Consider the following 21,704-nt stretch of genomic DNA (forward strand, 5'->3'; position numbering starts at 1 on the left):
GGGCGGCGGTGGCCGCGATCAGTGCGCGGCGGACTCCCAGTCCGGGCCGACGCCCACGGACACGTCCAGCGGGGCGCGCAGGTCGACGGCGGCGGCCATCTCGCGGCGCACCAGCTCCTCCACCTTCTTGCGCTCGCCGGGAGCGATCTCCAGCACGATTTCGTCGTGGACCTGGAGCAGCATGCGCGAGGTGAGCCCGGCCTCGGTGAGGGCCCGGTCGACGCGGAGCATGGCGACCTTGACGATGTCGGCGGCGGTGCCCTGGATGGGGGCGTTGAGCGCCATCCGCTCGGCGGCCTCACGGCGCAGCCGGTTGTCGCTGTTGAGGTCGGGCAGGTAGCGGCGGCGGCCCAGTACGGTCTCGGTGTAGCCGGTGGCGCGGGCTTCCTCCACGACGCGCTGGAGGTAGTCGCGGACCCCGCCGAACCGCTCGAAGAACGTCTCCATCAGGCCCCGCGCCTCGGCCGGTTCGATGTTCAGCTGCTGCGAGAGGCCGAAGGCGGACAGGCCGTAGGCCAGGCCGTACGACATGGCCTTGATCTTGCGGCGCATCTCCGGGTCGACGCGGTCGCGTTCCACGCCGAACACCTGGGAGGCGACGGTGGTGTGGAGGTCCTCGCCCGACAGGAACGCCTCGATCAGGCCCTCGTCCTCGGAGAGGTGGGCCATGACGCGCAGCTCGATCTGGCTGTAGTCGGCGGTCATGAGGGACTCGTAGCCCTCGCCGACGACGAAGCCGCGGCGGATGGCCCGGCCCTCGTCGGTGCGCACCGGCACGTTCTGCAGGTTCGGGTCGGTGGAGGACAGTCGTCCGGTGGCGGCGACGGTCTGGCTGAAGCTGGTGTGGACGCGGCCGTCGGCGGCGATCGACTTGACCAGGCCCTCGACGGTGACGCGCAGCTTGGCCTGCTCCCGGTGCCGGAGCATGATCACCGGGAGTTCGTGGTCGGTCTGCGTCGCGAGCCAGGCCAGGGCGTCCGCGTCGGTGGTGTAGCCGGTCTTGGTCTTCTTCGTCTTGGGCAGGTCCAGCTCGCCGAAGAACACTTCCTGGAGCTGCTTGGGCGAGCCGAGGTTGAACTCGTGGCCGACGGCCGCGTGCGCCTCCTTCACCGCCTGCTGCACGGCCCCGGCGAACTGCTGCTCCATGCCTTCGAGGTGGTCGCGGTCGGCGGCGACGCCGGCCCGCTCCATCCGGGCCAGCAGTTCGGAGGTCGGCAGTTCCATGTCGTGGAGCAGCCGGGCGGCGCCCACCTCGTCGAGCTTGCCGGTGAAGGCCTCGCCCAGGTCCAGGACGGCGCGGGCCTGCGCCATCAGCGCCTCCGCCTCGGCGGTCTCGTCGGCTCCGAAGGCGAGCTGGCCATCGGCGGCCGCCGGGGCGAGCTCGCGGTGCAGGTACTCGTTGGACAGGGCGTCCAGCGCGAAGGAGCGGCGGCCGGGCTTGACCAGGTAGGCGGCGAGCGCGGTGTCCATGGTGACGCCCGCGAGGCTCCAGCCGTGTTCCGGGAAGACCCGCATCAGGCCCTTGGCGTTGTGCACGACCTTGGGCCTGGCCGGGTCGGCGGCCCAGGCGGCGAAGGCACGCTCGTCCGCCTCGTCCAGCTCCGACGGCTCGAACCAGGCGGCGGGCCCCCCGGCCGTCGCCAGCGCGATCTCACTGATGTTGCCCTGGCCCAGGCCCCAGCTGTCGACGGTCGACACGCCGAGCGCCTCACCGGCGTGGCGCTCCAGCCAGGGGCCGAGCTCGCCGGCGCCCAGCACGGACCCGTCCAGCTCCACCCCGGCCGCCGGTGCGGGCGCCGGCGCCTCGGCGGCGCCCGGGTCCATCGCCAGCAGCCGCTCGCGCAGCGAGGCGTTGCGGATCTCCAGCACGTCCAGCACACCGGTCACAGCGGAGCGGTCGTAGGGGACGCGGGCCAGGTCGGCGGGGGCCTTGGCCAGCTCGACGTCCTTGACCATCTCCGTCAGGACGCGGTTGAGCTTCACCGACTCCAGGTGGTCGCGGAAGTTCTGCCCCGCCTTGCCCTTGACCTCCTCGGCGCGCTCCACCAGTTCCTTGAACGACCCGAACTGCGTGATCCACTTGGCTGCCGTCTTCTCGCCGACGCCCGGGATACCCGGCAGGTTGTCGGACGGGTCGCCGCGCAGCGCCGCGAAGTCCGGGTACTGCTGCGGGGTGAGCCCGTACTTCTCCTCGACCTTCTCCGGGGTGAAGCGGGTCAGCTCGGAGACGCCCTTGGTCGGGTAGAGCACGGTGGTGTGCTCGGAGACGAGCTGGAAGGAGTCCCGGTCACCCGTGACGATCAGCACCTCGAAGCCCTCGGCCTCGGCCTGCGTGGCCAGCGTCGCGATCACGTCGTCGGCCTCGAAGCCGTCGACCGCGAACCGCGGCACGTTCATCGCGTCCAGGAGCTCGCCGATCAGCTCCACCTGCCCCTTGAACTCGTCGGGCGTCTTGGAGCGGTTCGCCTTGTACTCGGGGAACTCCGTCGCCCGCCACGTCTTGCGGGACACGTCGAACGCCACCGCGAAGTGCGTGGGCGCCTCGTCGCGCAGCGTGTTCGCCAGCATCGACGCGAAGCCGTAGATGGCGTTGGTCGGCTGGCCCGTCGCGGTCGTGAAGTTCTCCGCGGGCAGCGCGAAGAACGCCCGGTACGCCAGGGAGTGCCCGTCCATGAGCATCAGGCGGGGGCGGTCCGCTGCGGTCGGCTGGTCGGTCTTCTTCGATGCTGAATCTGCCACGCCTCCGATCCTAGGCGTCCCCTGTGACAATCCCCGACGGCAGCTCTCGCCGTCCGGGATGTCGGCGGGGCGTGGCAGGATCGTGCGGACACGCGAACGCGCGCGGCCCGGCCGACGCGATGCCCGACTGCTCAAAGGGGAGCGACATGGCCACCAAGCCGCCCGCAGGTGATCCCATACAGGACGCGCCGCAGGTCGCGCCCCCCAAGCACGCCGCGGCCGGCCTGCCCGCGATCGGGCACACCCTCAAGATCGCCGGGCAGCAGATGGGCCTGACCCGCACCGCCCGCACCCTCCTCAAGGTCAACCAGAAGGGCGGCTTCGACTGCCCCGGCTGCGCCTGGCCCGAGGGCGACGAGCGGCACACCGCCGAGTTCTGCGAGAACGGCGCGAAGGCCGTCGCCGAGGAGGCGACGCTGCGCCGGGTGACCCCGGACTTCTTCGCCGCGCACCCGGTGTCCGAGCTCGCCGACCGCAGCGGCTACTGGCTCGGCCAGCAGGGCCGCATCACCGAGCCCATGTACCTGGCGGAGGGCTCCGACCACTACGAGGCCGTGTCCTGGGAGCGGGCCTTCGAGATCATCGCGGAGGAGCTGCACGCCCTCGGCTCCCCCGACGAGGCTCTCTTCTACACCTCCGGCCGCACCAGCAACGAGGCGGCCTTCCTCTTCCAGCTCTTCGCCCGCGAGTTCGGCACCAACAACCTGCCGGACTGTTCCAACATGTGCCACGAGTCCTCGGGCTCCGCACTGAACGAGACCATCGGCATCGGCAAGGGCAGCGTCTCCCTCGAAGACCTCCACCAGGCCGACCTGATCATCGTCGCGGGGCAGAACCCGGGCACCAACCACCCGCGCATGCTCTCCGCCCTGGAACGGGCCAAGTCCTCCGGCGCGAAGATCATCTCGGTGAACCCGCTGCCCGAGGCCGGCATGGAGCGGTTCAAGAACCCCCAGACCCCGCTCGGCATGCTCAAGGGCACCGCCCTGAACGACCTGTTCCTGCAGATCCGCATCGGCGGCGACCAGGCCCTCTTCCGCCTCCTGAACAAGCTCGTCATCGAGGCCGGCGGCGCCACCGACGAGGCCTTCATCCGCGAGCACACCCACGGCTACGAGGAATTCGCGGCCGCCGCCAAGGAAGCCGACTGGGCGCAGACCCTCACCGCCACGGGCCTCGCCCGCCCCGAGATCGAACGCGCCCTGGCCATGATCCTCGCCTCGCAGCGCACCATCGTCTGCTGGGCCATGGGCCTGACCCAGCACAAGCACGCCGTCGCCACCATCCGCGAGGTCGTGAACCTGCTCCTGCTGCGCGGCAACATCGGCCGGCCCGGCGCCGGCGTCTGCCCCGTCCGCGGCCACTCCAACGTCCAGGGCGACCGCACGATGGGCATCTTCGAACGGCCCGCACCGGCCTTCCTCGACGCCCTCGACGCGGAATTCGGCATCACCTCGCCCCGCCACCACGGCTACGACGTGGTCCGCTCCATCGAGGCCCTGCGCGACGGCAAGGCCAAGGTGCTCTTCGCCATGGGCGGCAACTTCGTCGGCGCCACCCCCGACACCGACGTCACCGAAGCCGCGATCCGCCGCGCCGCCCTGACCGTGCACGTCTCCACCAAGCTCAACCGCTCCCACGCCGTCACCGGCAGGCGCGCCCTGATCCTGCCCACCCTCGGCCGCACCGACAAGGACGTCCAGGCGAGCGGCAAGCAGTTCGTCACGGTCGAGGACTCCATGGGCATGGTCCACGCCTCCCGCGGCAACCTGGCCCCCGCCTCCCCCCACCTGCTCTCCGAACCCGCGATCGTCGCCCGCCTGGCCCGCGCCGTACTGGGCGGGGCCTCGCGCACCCCGTGGGAGGAGTTCGAGAAGGACTACGCAGCCATCCGCGACCGGATCTCGCGCGTCGTCCCCGGCTTCGAGGACTTCAACGCCCGTGCCGCCCGCCCGGGCGGGTTCCGCCTCCCCCACGCCCCGCGCGACGAGCGCCGCTTCCCCACCAAGACCGGCAAGGCCAACTTCACCGCCGCGCCCGTGGAATACCCGAAGGTCCCCGCGGGGCGGCTGCTGCTCCAGACCCTGCGCAGCCACGACCAGTACAACACCACCATCTACGGCCTCGACGACCGCTACCGCGGCATCACCGGCGGCCGCCGCGTCGTCATGGTCCACCCCGAGGACGCGGCCGAGCTGGGCCTGGCCGACGGCGCCTACACCGACCTCGTCGGCGAGTGGTCCGACGGCGTGGAGCGCCGCGCCCCGGGCTTCCGCGTCGTGCACTACCCGACGGCCCGCGGCTGCGCCGCCGCGTACTACCCCGAGACCAACGTGCTGGTCCCCCTGGACTCCACCGCCGACACCAGCAACACCCCCGCGAGCAAGTCCGTCGTCGTGCGCTTCGAACCGGCCTGATAGAACGACCCCAGGACAAGATGGTTAACGAACGTTGACACACGAACGGAGCCGGCCCATGGGCGAGCAGCACGCAGTGAAGTTCCCGCAGGAGGTCCTCGACGAGTACGCGGCCCTGGGCGTCGACCTGCCCGCCCTGTTCTCGGCGGGCGACCTCGGCGAGCGCATGGACATCCGCATCCTGGAGGCCTCGGCCGACCGCGTGGTGGGCACCATGCCCGTCAAGGGCAACACCCAGCCCTACGGACTCCTGCACGGCGGCGCCTCCGCCGTCCTCGCCGAAACCCTCGGCTCGGTCGGCGCGATGATGCACGGCGGCATCAACAAGATCGCCGTCGGCGTCGACCTGAACTGCACCCACCACCGCGGCGCCCGCTCCGGCCTGGTCACCGGCGTCGCCACCCCCGTCCACAAGGGCCGCTCCACCGCCACCTTCGAGATCGTCATCACCGACGACCAGGACAAGCGCGTCTGCACGGCCCGCCTCACCTGTCTCCTGCGCGACACGAACTCGTAACGCCCCTTCCCCCGGCAGCAGTTGTGCTGCCCCCGGCGCCGGTCTAGCGTTCCCCGCATGGGATCCGGACCGGCGCCGCGGCGCGCCACCGCCGCCTGCCCGGCGACCAAAGTCCTGAGCACAGCCGCCCTGAGCGCAGCCGCCCTGAGCACGGCGTACGCCGTCCCGGGCGCCCCGGCCGGCGGGTCCCGCCCGTGAGCGGCGGCATCGGGCCGGTCGAGCCCGGCGAGGGCACCTCGGACCACGACGTCCCGCGCGCGGAGCCCCGTAGACCCGTTCCGAGGTGGACCGGCTCCCGCCACGGACGCCGCCGCCGGGCGGCCATCGCCCTCGTGGCCCTGGTCTGCGCCGCGGGACTGGCCTTCGGGGTCGCCCACCGGTACGCCACACGCTCCCGGCCCGCGCCGCAGACGCAGGCGGCACCTTCCCAGACCGTCTCCCTCTCCTACGGCGAACCGGTCGATCCACCCACGGCGGACCTCGCGTTCGCCTTCACTGTGCGTGTGCGCAGCGGGTCCGCCCGGCCCGTCTCGATCGACCGGATCACCCAGCCGTCGCGGGCACTGAGCGTAGTGATCCGGCCGGCGCTGCCCCTCGTGGTGGCCGAGGGGGAGCTGCGGGAGCTCGTGATCGGGATTCGGGTCGACGACTGCGTGCATGTAGCACGGAATTCCGGGCTCCCTTTTCTGGAAGTAACCCTCAGTAATGGAATCCTGAAAGAGGACCACAGTTACATCCCCGGTGACCGTTATGCACGGGATCTTTCCGTCGCTCTGACCAGGGCCTGTCCCGAAGATCGAGACGTCGGCACCCCGACGCCGTCATGAGCAAAACGCCCCAGAGTCCTGGAAGGACAGGACTCAAACCGCCCCACGGTCCTGCCGGATCTCACCATGCGGACTGCACGAAACCGGCCGGAATTCCCCCGTTCCACCCGCAGCGGTCCGGTATGTATTACGCCGTGGCATAACAAGAGAGTCACATCATTGGCCTGAGCCCTCCATAACGTCCGAAGTCCCGCTTAGAGTCACCGCCAGTTACCGCGACCACCGGATTCCATTCAGTTCGGTTCCGCGCGTTCGACTCGACGCGTCCCAGGGGGGACGCGGCGCCAGGAAAGGACTGATCGTGCGTCATCGTCAGCTCATCGCCGTGACGGCCGCCCTCGCCGCAGGCGCTCTCACTCTCACCGCCTGTGGCTCGCGCGACGACAAGGCCGGCTCCACCGGTGACGGTGGCGGCACCACGGTCGTCATAGGCGTCGACGCCCCGCTGACCGGCGACCTCTCCGCCCTCGGCCTCGGCATCAAGAACTCCGCCGACCTCGCCGCGAAGCAGGCCAACGAGAAGAAGTACGTCAAGGGCGTCACCTTCAAGATCCAGGCCCTCGACGACCAGGCCCAGGCCTCCTCCGGTCAGCAGAACGCCACCAAGCTCACCGCCGACAAGACCGTCCTCGGCGTCGTCGGCCCGCTCAACTCCTCGGTGTCCGAGTCGATGCAGAAGGTCTTCGACGACGCCAAGCTGGCCCAGATCTCCCCGGCCAACACCAGCCCCTCCCTGACCCAGGGCCCCAAGTGGGCCGAAGGCCAGAAGGTCCGCACCTACAAGAGCTACTTCCGCACCGCGACCACGGACGCCATCCAGGGCCCCTTCGCCGCGCAGTACCTCTTCAACAAGGCGGGCAAGAAGAAGGTCTTCATCATCGATGACAAGAAGACCTACGGCGCCGGCCTCGCCGGAACCTTCAAGGGCGAGTTCACCAAGCTCGGCGGCCAGGTCGCCGGCGAAGGCCACATCGACCCGGAGTCCAAGGACTTCTCCGCGATCGTGACCCAGGTCAAGAGCTCCGGCGCCGACGTCGTCTACTACGGCGGCGAATACCCGGCAGCCGGCCCCCTCAGCAAGCAGATCAAGGCCTCCGGCACCAACATCCCCCTCGTCGGCGGCGACGGCATGAAGGACAAGAAGTACGTCGAGCTCGCCGGCGCCGAAGCCCAGGGCGACCTGTGCACCTCCGTCGGCGCACCCGTCGAGACCCTGCCCTCCGCCAAGGACTTCATCGCCAACTACAAGAAGGCCGGCTACAAGGACGACTACTCGGCCTACGGCGGCTACTCCTACGACTCCGCCTGGGCCGTCATCGAAGCCGTCAAGAAGGTCGTCGACGACAACAACGGCAAGCTCCCCTCGGACGCCCGCGCCAAGGTCCTCGAAGCCGTCCAGAACGTCAACTTCGACGGTGTGACCGGCAAGGTCTCCTTCGACGAGTTCGGTGACGCCACCAACAAGCAGCTGACCGTCTACAAGGTCGACGGCGACGACTTCAAGACCGTCGAATCCGGCACCCTCGGCAGCTGACCCTCCTCCGCTAGCTCGCTAGCAGCTCACCCCTCATCAGCCGCGCGGGGCGCGCACAGCGCCCCGCGCGGTGTCACATCCGTCGAAAGACTCGGAGGACCTGCGGTGCACGAACTGCCGCAACAGCTGGTCAACGGCCTGCTACTGGGATCCATGTACGGGCTCGTCGCCATCGGCTACACGATGGTCTATGGCATCGTCCAGCTCATCAACTTCGCGCATGGCGAGATCTTCATGACCGGAGGCTTCGGAGCCCTCACGGTCTGGCTGATGCTCCCCACCGGCACCACCATGTGGATCGCGCTGCCGCTCATGCTCATAGGCGCGGTCATCGTCGCCACCCTCATAGCCGTGGGAGCCGAACGCTTCGCCTACCGGCCGCTGCGCACAGCGCCCCGCCTCGCCCCGCTCATCACCGCCATCGGCCTCTCCATCGTCCTCCAGCAGGCGGTATGGGCCTGGTACCCCGACGCGAAGTCCTCCGTCGTCTTCCCCCAGATCCCCGGGGGCGCCTTCCACCTCGGCAGCGTCACCATCCAGACCGGTGACGTCTTCCTCCTCATCGCCGCCCCCATCTCCATGGCCTTCCTCGGCTTCTTCGTCAAGAAGACCCGCACCGGCCGCGGCATGCAGGCCACCGCCCAGGACCCGGACACCGCGAAGCTCATGGGCATCAACACCGACCGCATCATCACGGTCGCGTTCGCCCTCGGCGCCGCCTTCGCCGCCGTCGGAGCCGTCGCCTACGGCCTCAAGTACGGCGAAGTCAACTACCGCATGGGCTTCATCCTCGGCCTCAAGGCCTTCACCGCCGCCGTCCTCGGCGGCATCGGGAACATCTACGGCGCCATGATCGGCGGCCTGGTCCTCGGCCTCGCCGAGACCCTCACCACCGCCTACATCGCCGACGTCCCCGGCATGAGCCAGCTCGGCGGCCAGTCCTGGGGCAACACCTGGGCGTTCGTACTCCTCATCCTCGTGCTCCTCCTGCGGCCCCAGGGCCTGCTGGGCGAGCGCGTGGCGGACAGGGCGTGAGAACCATGACGACCATCACCGCGGACACCGCGAAGACCACCGCAGCCGACACCGGCTTCATCGCGATCCCCGAGAAGACGGCCCGCCTCCTCGCCACCGCAGGCGGCGTCCTCACCGTCCTCTCCTGCTTCCTGTCCTGGACCTGGACAGCCGCCTTCCCCGGAGACCTCACCGTCTACGGCTACCCCGGCGGCCTCCAGTGGCTCGTCCTCATCGGCGGCGCCCTCACCACCCTCTTCGGACTCGCCTCCTACGGAGTCAAGGGCCTGCGCTGGCTCGCCCCCGCAGGCGCCGACGCGGCACTCAAACTCGCCGCACTCGCCGCCTTCGCCACCGCCTGGTACACGGTCATCAGCATCACCGTCACCCTCGGCGGCGTCGTCAACCTCGAACCCGGCGGCTACCTCGTCGCCCTCGTCACCCTCCTCGCCCTGACCGGCGCGCTCGCACTCCCCTTCGAGCGCCCCGCCCTGGACGCCCCGGACCCCGACGACACCCCCTGGGAACAGCGCAAGCACCACCTCGGCAACACCTGGACGACCATCAAGGCCGCCCTCGCCACCGACACCCCGCGCCCCGCCCGGACCCTCCCGGCCTGGGCCGAGATCCTGCTGATCGCAGCCGTCCTGGCCGTCACCCTCGGAGTCTTCACCTACGGCATCACCACGCCGTACCAGGAACTCTTCCTCGGCTTCCTCATCACCGCCGGCTTCGGCTTCGCCGCCCTCAACAAGGCCGGCCTGCTCGCCCGCTTCACCGCACTCACCACCAAGCACCGCAACGTCGCACTCGTCGGCGCCTTCGCCGCCGCAGCGGCCTTCCCGCTCACCCAGACCGACGACCAGTACGCGACCCTCGGCGTCAACATCCTCATCTTCGCCACCGTCGCCCTCGGCCTGAACATCGTCGTCGGCCTCACCGGCCTCCTCGACCTCGGTTACGTCGCCTTCCTCGGCGTCGGCGCCTACACCGCCGCCCTGGTCTCCGGCTCCCCCAACTCCCCCTTCGGAGTACACCTCCCCTTCTGGGCCGCCATCCTCCTCGGCGCCGCCGCCTCCATGGTCTTCGGCGTCCTCATCGGCGCCCCGACCCTGCGCCTGCGCGGCGACTACCTCGCCATCGTGACGCTCGGCTTCGGAGAGATCTTCCGGATCTCCATGAACAACCTCGACGGCGTCTCCGGCCCCGACCTCACCAACGGCCCCAACGGCATCGCCGGCGTCCCCAACGTCGACCTCTTCGGATTCGACTTCGGCGCCAACCACACCATCGCCGGATTCACCGTCGGCCGCTTCGCCAACTACTTCCTGCTGATGCTCCTGGTCACCCTCATCGTGATCATGGTCTTCCGCCGCAGCGCGGAATCCCGCATCGGCCGCGCATGGGTCGCCATCCGCGAAGACGAAACCGCCGCCGAAGCCATGGGCATCAACGGCTTCCGCGTCAAACTCGTCGCCTTCGCCCTCGGCGCCACCCTCGCCGGCCTCGCCGGCGCCGTACAGGCCCACGTGAACTACACCGTCACCCCGGACCAGTACGTCTTCGCCAACGCCGTCCCCCCGAACTCGGCATTCCTCCTCGCCGCAGTCGTCCTCGGCGGCATGGGCACCATCTCCGGCCCCCTCGTCGGCGGCGCCCTCCTCTTCATGATCCCCAACAAGCTCCAGTTCCTGGGCGAATACCAGCTCCTCGTCTTCGGCATCGCGCTCGTCATCCTCATGCGCCTGCGCCCCGAAGGCCTCATCCCCAACCGGCGCAACCAGCTCGAACTCCACGCGGACCTCGAAGCGCCCACAGTCCTCGGCAAGACAGGGGTCTGACCCATGACGACGACCACCACGGCAACCGCCGAGACCGTCCTCGACGCCCGCGGCGTCACCATGCGATTCGGCGGCCTCACCGCCGTCAAAAACGTCGACCTCACCGTCCGCAGCGGCGAGATCGTCGGCCTCATCGGCCCCAACGGCGCCGGCAAGACCACCTTCTTCAACTGCCTCACCGGCCTCTACATCCCCACCGAGGGCGAAGTCCGGTACAAGGGCACGGTCCTGCCCCCCAAGTCGTTCAAGGTGACCGCCGCCGGCATCGCCCGCACCTTCCAGAACATCCGTCTCTTCAACAACATGACGGTCCTGGAAAACGTGCTCGTCGGCCGCCACACCCGCACCAAGGAAGGCCTCTGGGCCGCCCTCCTGCGCCTGCCCAGCTTCGGCCGCGCCGAAGAAGCCAGCCGCGAGAAGGCCATGGAACTCCTGGAGTTCATCGGCCTGGCCCACAAGGCCGAACACCTGGCGCGCAACCTGCCCTACGGCGAGCAGCGCAAGCTGGAGATCGCCCGCGCCCTCGCCAGCGACCCCGGCCTCATCCTCCTGGACGAGCCCACCGCCGGCATGAACCCGCAGGAGACCCGGACCACCGAAGAACTCATCTTCGCCATCCGGGACAAGGGCATCGCCGTCCTCGTCATCGAGCACGACATGCGCTTCATCTTCAACCTCTGCGACCGCGTCGCCTGCCTCGTCCAGGGCGAAAAGCTCATCGAAGGCACCGCCACCGAGGTCCAGAGCGACGAACGCGTCGTCGCCGCCTACCTCGGCGAACCCTTCGAAGGCGCCCCCGGCGACGAGGAGATCGCGGAAGTCGAGGCCGCCGAGGCCCCCGTCACCGCCGAGGCCCCCGTCACCGCGGAGACCACCGCGACCACGGAAACCGCCGAGACCACGGAGGCACCCGCAGCCACCGAGGCCACCGACGCTCCCGCGGCCCCCGAAGCCGCCGAGACCCCGGAGGCCACCGAGGCGCACAGCACCACCAGCACGGACGGAGAAGCCAAGTGACCGCACTCCTCGAGGTCGAGGACCTCCGCGTCGCCTACGGCAAGATCGAAGCCGTCAAAGGCATCTCCTTCAGCGTCGACGAGGGCGAGATCGTCACCCTCATCGGCACCAACGGCGCCGGCAAGACCACGACCCTGCGCACCCTCTCCGGCCTGATCAAACCGCGCGGCGGCCAGATCAAGTTCCAGGGCAAGTCACTCAAAAAAGTCCCCGCACACGACATCGTCGCGCTCGGACTCGCCCACTCCCCCGAGGGACGGCACATCTTCCCGCGCATGACCATCGAGGACAACCTCCTCCTCGGCGCCTTCCTGCGCAGCGACAAGGACGGCATCCAAAAGGACGTCCAGCGCGCCTACGACCTCTTCCCCATCCTCGGGGAACGCCGCAAGCAGGCCGCAGGAACCCTCTCGGGCGGCGAACAGCAGATGCTCGCCATGGGCCGCGCCCTCATGTCCCGGCCGAAGCTGCTCATGCTCGACGAGCCGTCCATGGGCCTCTCGCCGCTCATGATGCAGAAGATCATGGCGACGATCGCCGAACTCAAGTCCCAGGGCACGACGATCCTGCTCGTCGAACAGAACGCCCAGGCGGCGCTCTCGCTCGCCGACCAGGGCCACGTCATGGAGATCGGCAAGGTCGTCCTCTCCGGCCCCGGCCGCGAACTCCTCGTCAACGAGGACGTCCGCAAGGCCTACCTCGGCGAGGACTGACCCTTCACCGCACCACGTACGTGAGGCCCGCCACCGGTTCCCGGTGGCGGGCCTCACGCGCGTTCCACGCCCCTACTGGGCGGCGTTCTGCTTCTTCTCCTCGGCGTCCTCGATGACCGCCTCGGCGACCTGCTGCATGGACATACGACGGTCCATGGACGTCTTCTGGATCCACCGGAACGCCGCCGGCTCGCTCAGCCCGTACTGCGTCTGCAGGATGCTCTTCGCCCGGTCCACCAGCTTGCGGGTCTCCAGCCGCAGCGAGAGGTCGGCGACCTCCTTCTCCAACGCCTTGAGCTCGGCGAAACGGGAGACGGCCATCTCGATGGCCGGAACGACGTCGCTCTTGCTGAACGGCTTCACCAGGTACGCCATCGCCCCCGCGTCACGAGCCCGCTCCACCAGGTCGCGCTGCGAGAACGCGGTCAGCATCAGGACCGGCGCGATGGACTCCTCCGCGATCTTCTCGGCCGCGGAGATCCCGTCGAGGACCGGCATCTTCACATCGAGGATCACCAGGTCGGGCCGGTGCTCCCGGGCCAGCTCGACGGCGGCCTGGCCGTCCCCGGCCTCGCCGACGACGGAGTACCCCTCCTCTTCGAGCATCTCTTTCAGGTCGAGACGGATGAGCGCCTCGTCCTCGGCGATGACGACGCGGGTCGTCAGCGGCGGAACGTGCGACTGGTCGGCGTCGGGCGTGGGCGTCGACTCGTGCTCGGCGGTCACGGGGTGCTCCTCGGTGCAAGGCGATTCAGCTCCCCCGAGCCTACCTAGCTCCTGTATGTTTGTGACACGGAGGGTCTTATGTATCCTTCATTTCGAAGGGGCCCCGGTAGCCCAGCGGTAGAGGCAATGGATTCAAAACCCATTCAGCGTCGGTTCGAATCCGACCCGGGGTACTTCTCCTTCGATTCCAAGGTCGCAGTGCATGTTTGGCGATCTTCACTCGTCACGGTGAACGAAACTTCGAATTGCGGCCACCCAGCCGAATAGCGACGAGTCTCCCCTTGTGGAGCACAATCCTTCGATACGAGAAGAAGCCGTCCTCTTGTTGCGCCGAGGCGTGACCAACCGAGTGGTTGCCGAGCAGCTCGGCGTGCCCCGGGGCACCGTGGGGTGGTGGCGGCACCAGGATCGCAGACGTCGCGGGGAGACCTTCGTCCAGCCGACCGACTGCCCGAGGTGCACCGGGCGGGCACTCGACCAGCGGGCGTACTCCTACCTGCTGGGCCTGTACCTCGGAGACGGGCACATCGTCTCCAAGTACAAGCAGCACCACCTGTCCGTGTACTGCGATGCCGCAAGGCCGGGGCTGATCGAGGCCGCCAAGCAGGCCATGCACCGCGTCATGCCCCAGCCTGGAGTGGGCCTCGTCCGCCGACAGGGCTGCGTAGAGGTCAAGTCGTACTCGCAGCACTGGCCGTGCCTGTTCCCCCAGCACGGGCCCGGGAAGAAGCACGAGCGGCGGATCGCGCTCGAAGCGTGGCAGCAGGGGATCGTCGACGCCCACCCCTGGGAGTTCCTGCGGGGGCTGATCCACTCCGACGGGTGCCGGGTCACCAACTGGACCGTGCGGAACGGCAAGCGCTACGAGTACCCCCGGTACTTCTTCACCAACAAGTCCGATGACATCCGTCGGCTCTGCACGGACACCCTGACCAAGGTCGGCGTCGAGTGGACGGTCCTCGCCCGGGGCAGCGACCCGTTCAACGTGTCCATCGCGCGCAAGGCGTCCGTGGCGCTCATGGACACCCACATCGGGCCGAAGCACTAGTGGCGTACCGGGGCCGCGGGTGGGCGGCCGCGTCGGGCGGGGCGGGCCCGACGCGGTGGGTGGGGTCAGCGGACGGCGTCGCCGATGTGGTGGACGCGGACGAGGTTGGTGGAGCCGGTGACGCCGGGGGGTGAGCCGGCGGTGATGACGACGATGTCGCCGGGTACGCAGCGTCCGATCCGCAGGAGTTCTTCTTCGACCTGGTCGACCATGGCGTCGGTGGAGTCGACGTGGGGTCCGAGGAAGGTTTCGACGCCCCAGGTGAGGTTGAGCTGGGAGCGGGTGGCGGGGTCGGGGGTGAAGGCGAGGAGGGGGATGGGTGAGCGGTAGCGGGAGAGGCGGCGGACGGTGTCGCCGCTCTGGGTGAAGGCGACGAGGAATTTGGCGCCGAGGAAGTCGCCCATTTCGGCGGCGGCGCGGGCGACGGCGCCGCCTTGGGTGCGGGGTTTGTTGCGTTCGGTGAGCGGGGGGAGGCCTTTGGCGAGGATGTCTTCTTCGGCGGCTTCGACGATGCGGGCCATGGTGCGTACGGTTTCGACGGGGTGTTTGCCGACGCTGGTTTCGCCGGAGAGCATGACGGCGTCGGTTCCGTCGATGATGGCGTTGGCGACGTCGGAGGCTTCGGCGCGGGTGGGCCGGGAGTTTTCGATCATCGAGTCGAGCATTTGGGTGGCGACGATGACCGGTTTGGCGTTGCGCTTGGCGAGTTTGACGGCGCGCTTTTGCACGATCGGGACTTGTTCGAGTGGCATTTCGACGCCGAGGTCGCCGCGGGCGACCATGATCCCGTCGAAGGCGGCGACGATGTCGTCGATGTTCTCCACCGCCTGCGGCTTTTCGATCTTGGCGATGACGGGGAGCCGGCGGCCTTCTTCGTCCATGATGCGGTGGACGTCTTCGATGTCGCGGCCGCTGCGGACGAAGGAGAGGGCGATGATGTCGGCGCCTGCGCGCAGGGCCCAGCGGAGGTCGTCGATGTCCTTGCCGGAGAGGGCGGGGACGGAGACGGCGACGCCGGGGAGGTTGAGTCCCTTGTGGTCGGAGACCATGCCGCCTTCGATGACCGTGGTGTGGACGCGGGGTCCTTCGACGTCGGTGACCTGGAGGGTGACGCGGCCGTCGTCGACGAGGATGCGTTCGCCGGGGGTGACGTCTGCGGCGAGGCCTTTGTAGGTGGTGCCGCAGGTGTGGCGGTCGCCTTGGTGGTCTTCGACGGTGATGGTGAATTCGTCACCGCGTTCAAGGAGTACGGGTCCTTCGTGGAAGCGGCCGAGTCGGATCTTCGGGCCTTGAAGGTCGGCGAGGATGCCGACGCTGCGGCCGGTCTCGTCGGAGGCCTTGCGTACGCGCTGGTAGCGCTCCTCGTGTTCGGCGTAGGTGCCGTGGCTGAGGTTGAGGCGGGCGATGTCCATTCCGGCTTCGACCAGGGCTTTGATCTGGTCGTATGAGTCGGTGGCGGGTCCCAGGGTGCAAACGATTTTTGCTCGGCGCATGAGGCGAGCGTATGCCCCTACCAGGGAGTAGGAAATTGGTTCCGGGTGTCCACTCAACAACCGTTGGGCAAAAGGTTGTTGACATTTGTTGAATGTGCGTGGGGGTGCTCTGATGAGCACCCCCGGAGCACCCGCGGAGTGGGTTTCAGAGCTGGGGCGGGGTCATGGTGAAGCGGGCGTTCACCTGGGCGTAGACGGTCTGGCGTTGGGGTTCGAGGTCGAGTGGGGGTGCGCCGGCGTCTTCGGCGGGGGCGCCGTAGGCCATGGTGCGCATGCCGGCTCCGGCGGGGTGGCCGTAGGGGGTGGCGTCTTCGGCGCCGAGGTCGGCGAGTTCGACGAGGGCGGCGAGTCGTGCGCCGAGGGCTTCGGCGTATTCGCGGGCGCGCTGGACGGCTTCGAGGACGGCTTGGCGGCGGGCTTGGCCGTGGGCGGGTGAGGTGGGGCGCAGGGCCCACCAGGGGCCGTCGATGCGGGTGAGGTCGAGGTCGGCGAGGCGGGTGGTGAGTTCGCCGAGGGTGGTGAAGTCGCTCAGTTCGGCGGTGATGTTGACGCGGCCGTGGTAGGCGCGGATGCGGTCGGCGCGGCCGTGGCGGGTGAGTTCGGGGGTGATGGAGAAGGAGCCGGTTTCGAGTTTTTCGACGGGGTCGCCGTAGCTCTTGATGAGGTCGAGTACGGCGTTGTTGCGGCGGGTGAGGTCTTCGAGTGCGGTGCGGCGGTCGGTGCCGCGGGCGCCGACGGTGATGGCGATGCGGGCGATTTCGGGGTCGACTTCGAGTCGGGCTTCGCCGCGGACCGCGACGCGCGGGACTTCTGGGGTGCCGTAGGGCTGGGGCGTGGCGTCCTGGGTCATGGTTTCACTCTCGCACTGTCGCCCGTACGGGTGTGGTCATCGGATCGAAACCTGGTGGGGGTGTTGTGCCTTGTTACCCGTGGGTCAGAATCTACGCGCGTTGTATACGCCTCAGACAGGGGAGTTGGCATGGCGTTCGACCGCAGGACATTTCTGGGTACTTCGGCTGCGACGGGTGCGGCCGTGGCGTTGGCGGGGGCCGCGGGCACTCCGGCCGCGGCCGCGGCGGGCGGGGAGCAGCCGGGTCACGAGCAGGAGCCGCGTACGTATGCGTTCACGGTGATGGGGACGACCGATCTGCACGGGAACGTCTTCAACTGGGATTACTTCACGGACAAGGAGTTCGACGACAAGGCGCACAACGACGTCGGTCTCGCGAAGATCTCCACGCTGGTGGAGCGGGTGCGGGCGCAGAAGGGGCGCTGCAACACCTTGCTGATCGATGCCGGTGACACGATCCAGGGCACGCAGCTGGCGTACTACTACGCGAAGGTGGATCCGATCACGGCGCGCCGGGGTCCGGTGCATCCGATGGCACAGGCGATGAACGCGATCGGGTACGACGCGGCGGCGTTGGGCAACCACGAGTTCAATTACGGCATTCCGGTGCTGCGCAAGTTCCAGGAGCAGTGCCGTTTCCCGCTGTTGGGGGCGAATGCGCTGGATGCGAAGACGTTGCAGCCGGCGTTCCCGCCGTACAGCATGCACCGGTTGCGGACTCCGCACGGGCGGGATGTGAAGGTGGCGGTGCTGGGGCTGACGAATCCGGGTATCGCGATCTGGGACAAGGCGAACGTGCAGGGGAAAATGACGTTCCCGGGGCTGGAGGAGCAGGCGGCGAAGTTCGTGCCGCGGCTGCGTTCGATGGGCGCCGATGTGGTGGTCGTGGCGGCGCACTCGGGGTCGAGCGGTACGTCGAGCTACGGGGACCAGTTGCCGTACGTCGAGAACGCGGCCGGGCTGGTGGCGGAGCAGGTGCCGGGGATCGACGCGATCCTGGTGGGTCACGCGCACACGGAGATCCCCGAGTACCGGGTGAAGAACAAGGCGACCGGCAAGGACGTGGTGCTGTCCGAGCCGTTGAAGTGGGGGCAGCGGCTGACGCTGTTCGACTTCGAGCTGGTGTGGGAGCGGGGCCGCTGGTCGGTGGCGAGGGTCGCGGCGCAGGTGCTGGACTCGAACACGGCGGTGGAGGATCCGAAGATCACGCGGTTGTTGTCGGACGAGCACCGCAAGGTCGTCGGGTACGTGAACCAGGTGATCGGTACGTCGTTGGGGGCGATGTCTTCGGCGGAGGGTCCGGTGAAGGACGTGGCGATCATCGATCTGATCAACCATGTGCAGGCGGAGACGGTGAGGGCGGCGCTGGCGGGTACGCAGTGGGCGGCGCTGCCGGTGCTGTCGCAGGCTTCGTGTTTCTCGCGGACGGCGTCGATCCCGGCCGGCCAGGTGACGATCAAGGATGCGGCGGGGCTGTACCCGTTCGAGAACACCCTGGAGGCGCGGCTGCTGACGGGTGCGCAGGTGAAGGACTACCTGGAGTACTCGGCGCGGTACTACGTGCGTACCGCTCCGGGTGATGTGGTGGATCCGGCGAAGTTGACGAACTCCGAGAGCGTTCCGGACTACAACTATGACGCGGTGTACGGGCTGACGTACGACATCGACATCGCGCAGCCGGTGGGGTCGCGGATCACGGGGTTGTCCTTCCAGGGGAAGCCGGTGGATCCGGCGGCGCGGTTCGTGTTGGCGGTGAACAACTACCGGGCCTCGGGCGGGGGGAACTTCCCGCACGTCCCTAAGGCCGGGCAGTTGTGGTCGAACTCGGAGGAGATACGCAACACGATCATCCAGTGGGTGAAGGCGAAGGGGACGATCGATCCCGCGCAGTTCGCGTCGGTGGACTGGCGGCTGACGCGGGCCGGGGTGCCGGTCTTCGCGTAGTCGTCTGCGTCGGGCCGTTCTTCGGCCCGGCCGTTCTTCTTCCGGCCGGTGGTGGGGTGGCCGGTCGTGGCGTGGCCGGTCGCGGGGTGGCCGGTCTCGTCCCGGTCGCTGTCAGGGGTGCTCGACCAGTGGGAGCAGTTCGCTCGCGGGGTGGGGGCGGGCGTGTTCCCGCTGGTCGAGGCCGAAGGTGGTGAATGCGGTGCGGGCGGGCTGCGGGTAGGCCTCTTTGCCGGTGAGGGTGTTCAGGATGGCGGCGCTGCGCCAGGCCGCGAGGCCGAGGTCGGGGGCTCCGACGCCGTGGGTGTGGCGTTCGCCGTTCTGGACGTAGATGCTGCCGGTGATGCTGGGGTCGAGGAGCATCCGGTAGCGGTCGTCGATGCGGGGTCGGCCGCAGGAGTCCTTGCGCAGGTACGGGTCGAGGCCGGCGAGGAGGCTGGTGAGGGGGCGTTCGCGGTAGCCGGTGGCGAGGATGACGGCGTCGGTGGTGACGCGGGAGCGGGTGCCCTGCTGGGTGTGTTCGAGGTGGAGTTCGACTTTGGTGGTGGCGACGCGGCCGGCGGTGCGGACGCTGACTCCGGGGGTGAGGACGGCGTCGGGCCAGCCGCCGTGGAGGGTGCGGCGGTAGAGCTCTTCGTGGATGGCGGCGATGGTGTCGGCGTCGATGCCCTTGTGGAGTTGCCATTGGGCGGGGACGAGCTGGTCGCGGACGGGTTCGGGCAGGGCGTGGAAGTAGCGGGTGTAGTCGGGGGTGAAGTGTTCCAGGCCGAGCTTGGAGTACTCCATGGGGGCGAAGGAGGGGGTGCGGGCGAGCCAGGTGAGGCGTTCGCGGCCGGCGGGGCGGGCGCGGAGCAGGTCGAGGAAGACTTCGGCTCCGGACTGGCCCGATCCGATGACGGTGACGTGTTCGGCGCCGAGGATGCGTTCGCGGTTGTCGAGGTAGTCGCAGGAGTGGATGACGGGGACGGTGGGGGCTTCGGCGAGGGGGCGCAGGGGTTCGGGGATGTGGGGGGCGGTGCCGATGCCGAGGGCGAGGTTGCGGGTGTAGGTGCGGCCGAGGGCTTCGGCTTCGCCGTCGGCGTCGAGTTGGGTGAAGTCGACTTCGAAGAGGTCGCGTTCGGGGTTCCAGCGGACGGCGTCGACCTGGTGGCCGAAGTGGAGTCCGGGGAGGCGGCCGGCTACCCAGCGGCAGTAGGCGTCGTATTCGGCGCGTTGGATGTGGAACTGCTCGGCGAAGTAGAAGGGGAACATGCGTTCCTTGTGCCGGAGGTAGTTGAGGAAGCTCCAGGGGCTGGTGGGGTCGGCGAGGGTGACGAGGTCGGCGAGGAAGGGGACTTGGAGGGTGGCCCCGTCGATGAGGAGTCCGGGGTGCCAGCGGAAGTCGCGGCGCTGGTCGTAGAAGGCGGTGGCGAGTTCGCCGGTTCCTTGCCGGGGCAGGCCGTGGGCGAGGGCGGCGAGGGAGAGGTTGAAGGGGCCGATGCCGATTCCTACGAGGTCATGGGGTGCTTCGGGCTGCGCGGTCATCGGTGGGTGCTGCCTTCCGGGAGGGGGTCGGGGCCAGGAGGGTGAGGAGGGCTTGCAGGTCCCGCTGCGTGGTGTGGGGGTTGAGGAGGGTGGCTTTGAGCCAGAGGCGGCCGTCGGCGGTGGCGCGGCCGAGTACGGCGCTGCCGTCGAGGAGGAGGGTGCGGCGTAGCGCCGCGAGCTGGTCGTCGTCCGTGGGGGTGGGGCGGAAGAGGACCGTGCTGATGGTGGGGTGCGCGTGGAGTTCGAAGCCGGGGTGGGCGTCGAGGAGTTCGGCGAGCCGGTGGGCTGCGGCGCAGGTGAGGTCGATGAGGTGGGCGAGTCCGTCGCGGCCGAGTGAGCGCAGGGTGGTGGCGATCTTGAGGGCGTCGGGGCGGCGGGTGGTGCGCAGGGAGCGGCCGAGGAGGTCGGGGAGGCCGGCTTCGGTGTCGTCGGTGGCGTTGAGGTAGTCGGCCTGGTGGGCGAGGGGGGCCAGCAGGGCGGTGTCGGGGACGGCGAGGAGTCCTGCGGCGACGGGTTGCCAGCCGAGTTTGTGCAGGTCGAGGGTGAGGGAGTGGGCGCGGGAGAGGCCTTCGACCTTGGCGCGGTGGCGGGGGCTGAGGGCGAGGAGGCCCCCGTAGGCGGCGTCGATGTGGAGGTCGGCGCCGTGCTGGTGGCAGAGGTCGGCGAGGGGGCCGAGGGGGTCGATGAGGCCGGCGTCGGTGGTGCCCGCGGTGGCGGCGACGAGGACGGGGCCGGGGGTGCGGGTGAGGGCTTCGGCGACGCGGTCGGGGTCGAGTGTCCCGGTGGGGGTGGGCAGGGAGACGGCGGGGGGCAGGCCGAGGAGCCATGCGGAGCGGGGGATGGAGTGGTGGGCGTTGGTGCCGTGGAGGACGGTGAGGCGGGGTCCGTGGCGTTCGCGGGCCAGGAGGAGGGCGAGCTGGTTGGCTTCGGTGCCGCCGGTGGTGACGAGGGCGTCGGCGTGGGGGGTGCCGTAGAACTCGGTGGCGAGGGTGCGGGTGAGGAGCGCTTCGACGGCGGAGGCGGCGGGGGCCTGGTCCCAGGAGTCGAGGGAGGGGTTGAGGGCGCTCGCGGCGAGGTCGGCGGCTGCGGCGACGGCGAGCGGCGGGCAGTGCAGGTGGGCGGCGCACAGGGGGTCGGCGGGGTCGGCTGCGCCGGCGGTGAGGGCGTGGACGAGGGTGCGCAGGGCTTCGTGGTCGCCGGTGCCGTGGGCGGGCAGTACGTCGCCGAGTGCGGCGTGGACGCGGGCGGTGACGGTGGCGGGTCCGCCGGCGGGCAGGGGTCCGCCGCGTTCTTCGGCTCCGGTGCGCAGGGCGTCGAGGACGGTGTCGAGCAGGGGCCGCAGGGCGTCGGCGCCGCAGGGGCCGCCGGCGAGCGGGGGCGGGGGCGGCGGGGTGCCGGGCGGGCTGGTCATCGGGGCGTCCTTCGAACCGTGGCTGGGCGGGGACAGCCTGGTCCCCGCCCAGCACAACGATCAGACCCGAATGGGGTAACCGCCGGGGTTTG

At 69.4% G+C, this 21,704-nt stretch carries 17 protein-coding genes and 1 tRNA gene; 12 read left to right on the top strand and 6 right to left on the bottom strand.

Annotated elements, in window-relative coordinates:
- Nucleotides 1-18 precede the first annotated feature (18 nt).
- Complete coding sequence (gene polA / locus OHA81_RS08850) at nucleotides 19-2,739, bottom strand: DNA polymerase I (protein WP_329194377.1); 2,721 nt, start codon at nucleotides 2,737-2,739, stop codon at nucleotides 19-21.
- Between the two features lie 146 nt (nucleotides 2,740-2,885).
- Here polA and OHA81_RS08855 point away from each other — a divergent pair, with 146 nt between their 5' ends.
- The 9 genes from OHA81_RS08855 (at nucleotide 2,886) to OHA81_RS08895 (ending at nucleotide 12,619) form a co-directional block, all read left to right on the top strand.
- On the top strand, nucleotides 2,886-5,156 hold the full coding sequence (locus OHA81_RS08855; protein WP_329194378.1) for an FdhF/YdeP family oxidoreductase: 2,271 nt from the start codon (nucleotides 2,886-2,888) through the stop codon (nucleotides 5,154-5,156).
- A gap of 58 nt (nucleotides 5,157-5,214) precedes the next feature.
- Complete coding sequence (locus OHA81_RS08860; RefSeq protein WP_190182036.1) at nucleotides 5,215-5,673, top strand: PaaI family thioesterase; 459 nt, start codon at nucleotides 5,215-5,217, stop codon at nucleotides 5,671-5,673.
- Between the two features lie 57 nt (nucleotides 5,674-5,730).
- Nucleotides 5,731-5,871: a hypothetical protein gene (locus OHA81_RS08865; RefSeq protein ID WP_329194381.1), complete on the top strand. Its 141-nt coding sequence runs from the start codon at nucleotides 5,731-5,733 to the stop codon at nucleotides 5,869-5,871.
- A gap of 134 nt (nucleotides 5,872-6,005) precedes the next feature.
- A complete protein-coding gene (locus OHA81_RS08870; protein WP_329194382.1) occupies nucleotides 6,006-6,500 on the top strand; it encodes a Tat pathway signal sequence domain protein in 495 nt (164 codons plus the stop codon).
- Between the two features lie 301 nt (nucleotides 6,501-6,801).
- Entirely contained in the window at nucleotides 6,802-8,034 is a 1,233-nt protein-coding gene (locus OHA81_RS08875) for a branched-chain amino acid ABC transporter substrate-binding protein (RefSeq protein ID WP_329194384.1), read from the top strand.
- A 105-nt stretch (nucleotides 8,035-8,139) separates the two neighbouring features.
- The gene (locus OHA81_RS08880) at nucleotides 8,140-9,069 is read left to right on the top strand and encodes a branched-chain amino acid ABC transporter permease (RefSeq protein ID WP_329194386.1); all 930 of its coding nucleotides are present in this window, start codon (nucleotides 8,140-8,142) and stop codon (nucleotides 9,067-9,069) included.
- Nucleotides 9,066-10,889: a branched-chain amino acid ABC transporter permease gene (locus OHA81_RS08885; RefSeq protein WP_443056479.1), complete on the top strand. Its 1,824-nt coding sequence runs from the start codon at nucleotides 9,066-9,068 to the stop codon at nucleotides 10,887-10,889. The genes OHA81_RS08880 and OHA81_RS08885 overlap by 4 nt, the downstream gene beginning before the upstream one ends.
- Before the next feature lie 3 nt (nucleotides 10,890-10,892).
- Nucleotides 10,893-11,906 (top strand): ABC transporter ATP-binding protein, encoded by a 1,014-nt coding sequence (locus OHA81_RS08890; RefSeq protein ID WP_329194390.1) that lies wholly within the window; start codon nucleotides 10,893-10,895, stop codon nucleotides 11,904-11,906.
- Nucleotides 11,903-12,619, top strand: coding sequence for an ABC transporter ATP-binding protein (locus OHA81_RS08895; RefSeq protein ID WP_329194392.1), 717 nt, complete (start codon nucleotides 11,903-11,905; stop codon nucleotides 12,617-12,619). The genes OHA81_RS08890 and OHA81_RS08895 overlap by 4 nt, the downstream gene beginning before the upstream one ends.
- Before the next feature lie 72 nt (nucleotides 12,620-12,691).
- Here the strand turns inward: OHA81_RS08895 and OHA81_RS08900 are convergent, their stop codons facing one another.
- Entirely contained in the window at nucleotides 12,692-13,345 is a 654-nt protein-coding gene (locus OHA81_RS08900; protein WP_329194394.1) for an ANTAR domain-containing response regulator, read from the bottom strand.
- Nucleotides 13,346-13,445: 100 nt separating this feature from the next.
- Here OHA81_RS08900 and OHA81_RS08905 point away from each other — a divergent pair.
- Both OHA81_RS08905 and OHA81_RS08910 read left to right on the top strand, forming a co-directional pair.
- A tRNA-Leu gene (locus OHA81_RS08905) sits at nucleotides 13,446-13,518 on the top strand.
- Between the two features lie 164 nt (nucleotides 13,519-13,682).
- The gene (locus OHA81_RS08910) at nucleotides 13,683-14,393 is read left to right on the top strand and encodes a helix-turn-helix domain-containing protein (RefSeq protein ID WP_329194395.1); all 711 of its coding nucleotides are present in this window, start codon (nucleotides 13,683-13,685) and stop codon (nucleotides 14,391-14,393) included.
- 65 nt (nucleotides 14,394-14,458) lie between these two features.
- Here OHA81_RS08910 and pyk read toward each other — a convergent pair whose 3' ends face one another.
- A complete protein-coding gene (gene pyk, locus OHA81_RS08915) occupies nucleotides 14,459-15,886 on the bottom strand; it encodes a pyruvate kinase (RefSeq protein WP_329194396.1) in 1,428 nt (475 codons plus the stop codon).
- A 145-nt stretch (nucleotides 15,887-16,031) separates the two neighbouring features.
- Nucleotides 16,032-16,736, bottom strand: a complete 705-nt coding sequence (locus OHA81_RS08920; RefSeq protein WP_329194398.1) for an SIMPL domain-containing protein — start codon at nucleotides 16,734-16,736, stop codon at nucleotides 16,032-16,034.
- Nucleotides 16,737-16,865: 129 nt separating this feature from the next.
- On the opposite strand from OHA81_RS08920, the gene OHA81_RS08925 reads away from it, so the two are divergent.
- On the top strand, nucleotides 16,866-18,680 hold the full coding sequence (locus OHA81_RS08925) for a bifunctional metallophosphatase/5'-nucleotidase (protein ID WP_329194400.1): 1,815 nt from the start codon (nucleotides 16,866-16,868) through the stop codon (nucleotides 18,678-18,680).
- A gap of 111 nt (nucleotides 18,681-18,791) precedes the next feature.
- On the opposite strand, the gene OHA81_RS08930 is transcribed toward OHA81_RS08925, so the two are convergent.
- Both OHA81_RS08930 and OHA81_RS08935 read right to left on the bottom strand, forming a co-directional pair.
- The gene (locus OHA81_RS08930; RefSeq protein ID WP_329194403.1) at nucleotides 18,792-20,201 is read right to left on the bottom strand and encodes a lysine N(6)-hydroxylase/L-ornithine N(5)-oxygenase family protein; all 1,410 of its coding nucleotides are present in this window, start codon (nucleotides 20,199-20,201) and stop codon (nucleotides 18,792-18,794) included.
- Nucleotides 20,173-21,612 (bottom strand): pyridoxal phosphate-dependent decarboxylase family protein, encoded by a 1,440-nt coding sequence (locus OHA81_RS08935; RefSeq protein WP_329194405.1) that lies wholly within the window; start codon nucleotides 21,610-21,612, stop codon nucleotides 20,173-20,175. The genes OHA81_RS08930 and OHA81_RS08935 overlap by 29 nt, the downstream gene beginning before the upstream one ends.
- Between the last annotated feature and the right edge of the window lie 92 nt (nucleotides 21,613-21,704).

The organism is Streptomyces sp. NBC_00667, assembly GCF_036226825.1.
In the GTDB taxonomy this organism is placed as follows: Bacteria; Actinomycetota; Actinomycetes; order Streptomycetales; family Streptomycetaceae; genus Streptomyces.

Bases quoted from the DNA above. Each gene is read 5' to 3' on its own strand.
- OHA81_RS08855 (WP_329194378.1), top strand. From the start codon at position 2,886: ATGGCCACCAAGCCGCCCGCAGGTGATCCCATACAGGACGCGCCGCAG.
- OHA81_RS08890 (WP_329194390.1), top strand. From the start codon at position 10,893: ATGACGACGACCACCACGGCAACCGCCGAGACCGTCCTCGACGCCCGC.
- OHA81_RS08860 (WP_190182036.1), top strand. From the start codon at position 5,215: ATGGGCGAGCAGCACGCAGTGAAGTTCCCGCAGGAGGTCCTCGACGAG.
- pyk (WP_329194396.1), bottom strand. From the start codon at position 15,886: ATGCGCCGAGCAAAAATCGTTTGCACCCTGGGACCCGCCACCGACTCA.
- OHA81_RS08925 (WP_329194400.1), top strand. From the start codon at position 16,866: ATGGCGTTCGACCGCAGGACATTTCTGGGTACTTCGGCTGCGACGGGT.
- OHA81_RS08935 (WP_329194405.1), bottom strand. From the start codon at position 21,612: ATGACCAGCCCGCCCGGCACCCCGCCGCCCCCGCCCCCGCTCGCCGGC.
- OHA81_RS08865 (WP_329194381.1), top strand. From the start codon at position 5,731: ATGGGATCCGGACCGGCGCCGCGGCGCGCCACCGCCGCCTGCCCGGCG.
- OHA81_RS08920 (WP_329194398.1), bottom strand. From the start codon at position 16,736: ATGACCCAGGACGCCACGCCCCAGCCCTACGGCACCCCAGAAGTCCCG.
- OHA81_RS08930 (WP_329194403.1), bottom strand. From the start codon at position 20,201: ATGACCGCGCAGCCCGAAGCACCCCATGACCTCGTAGGAATCGGCATC.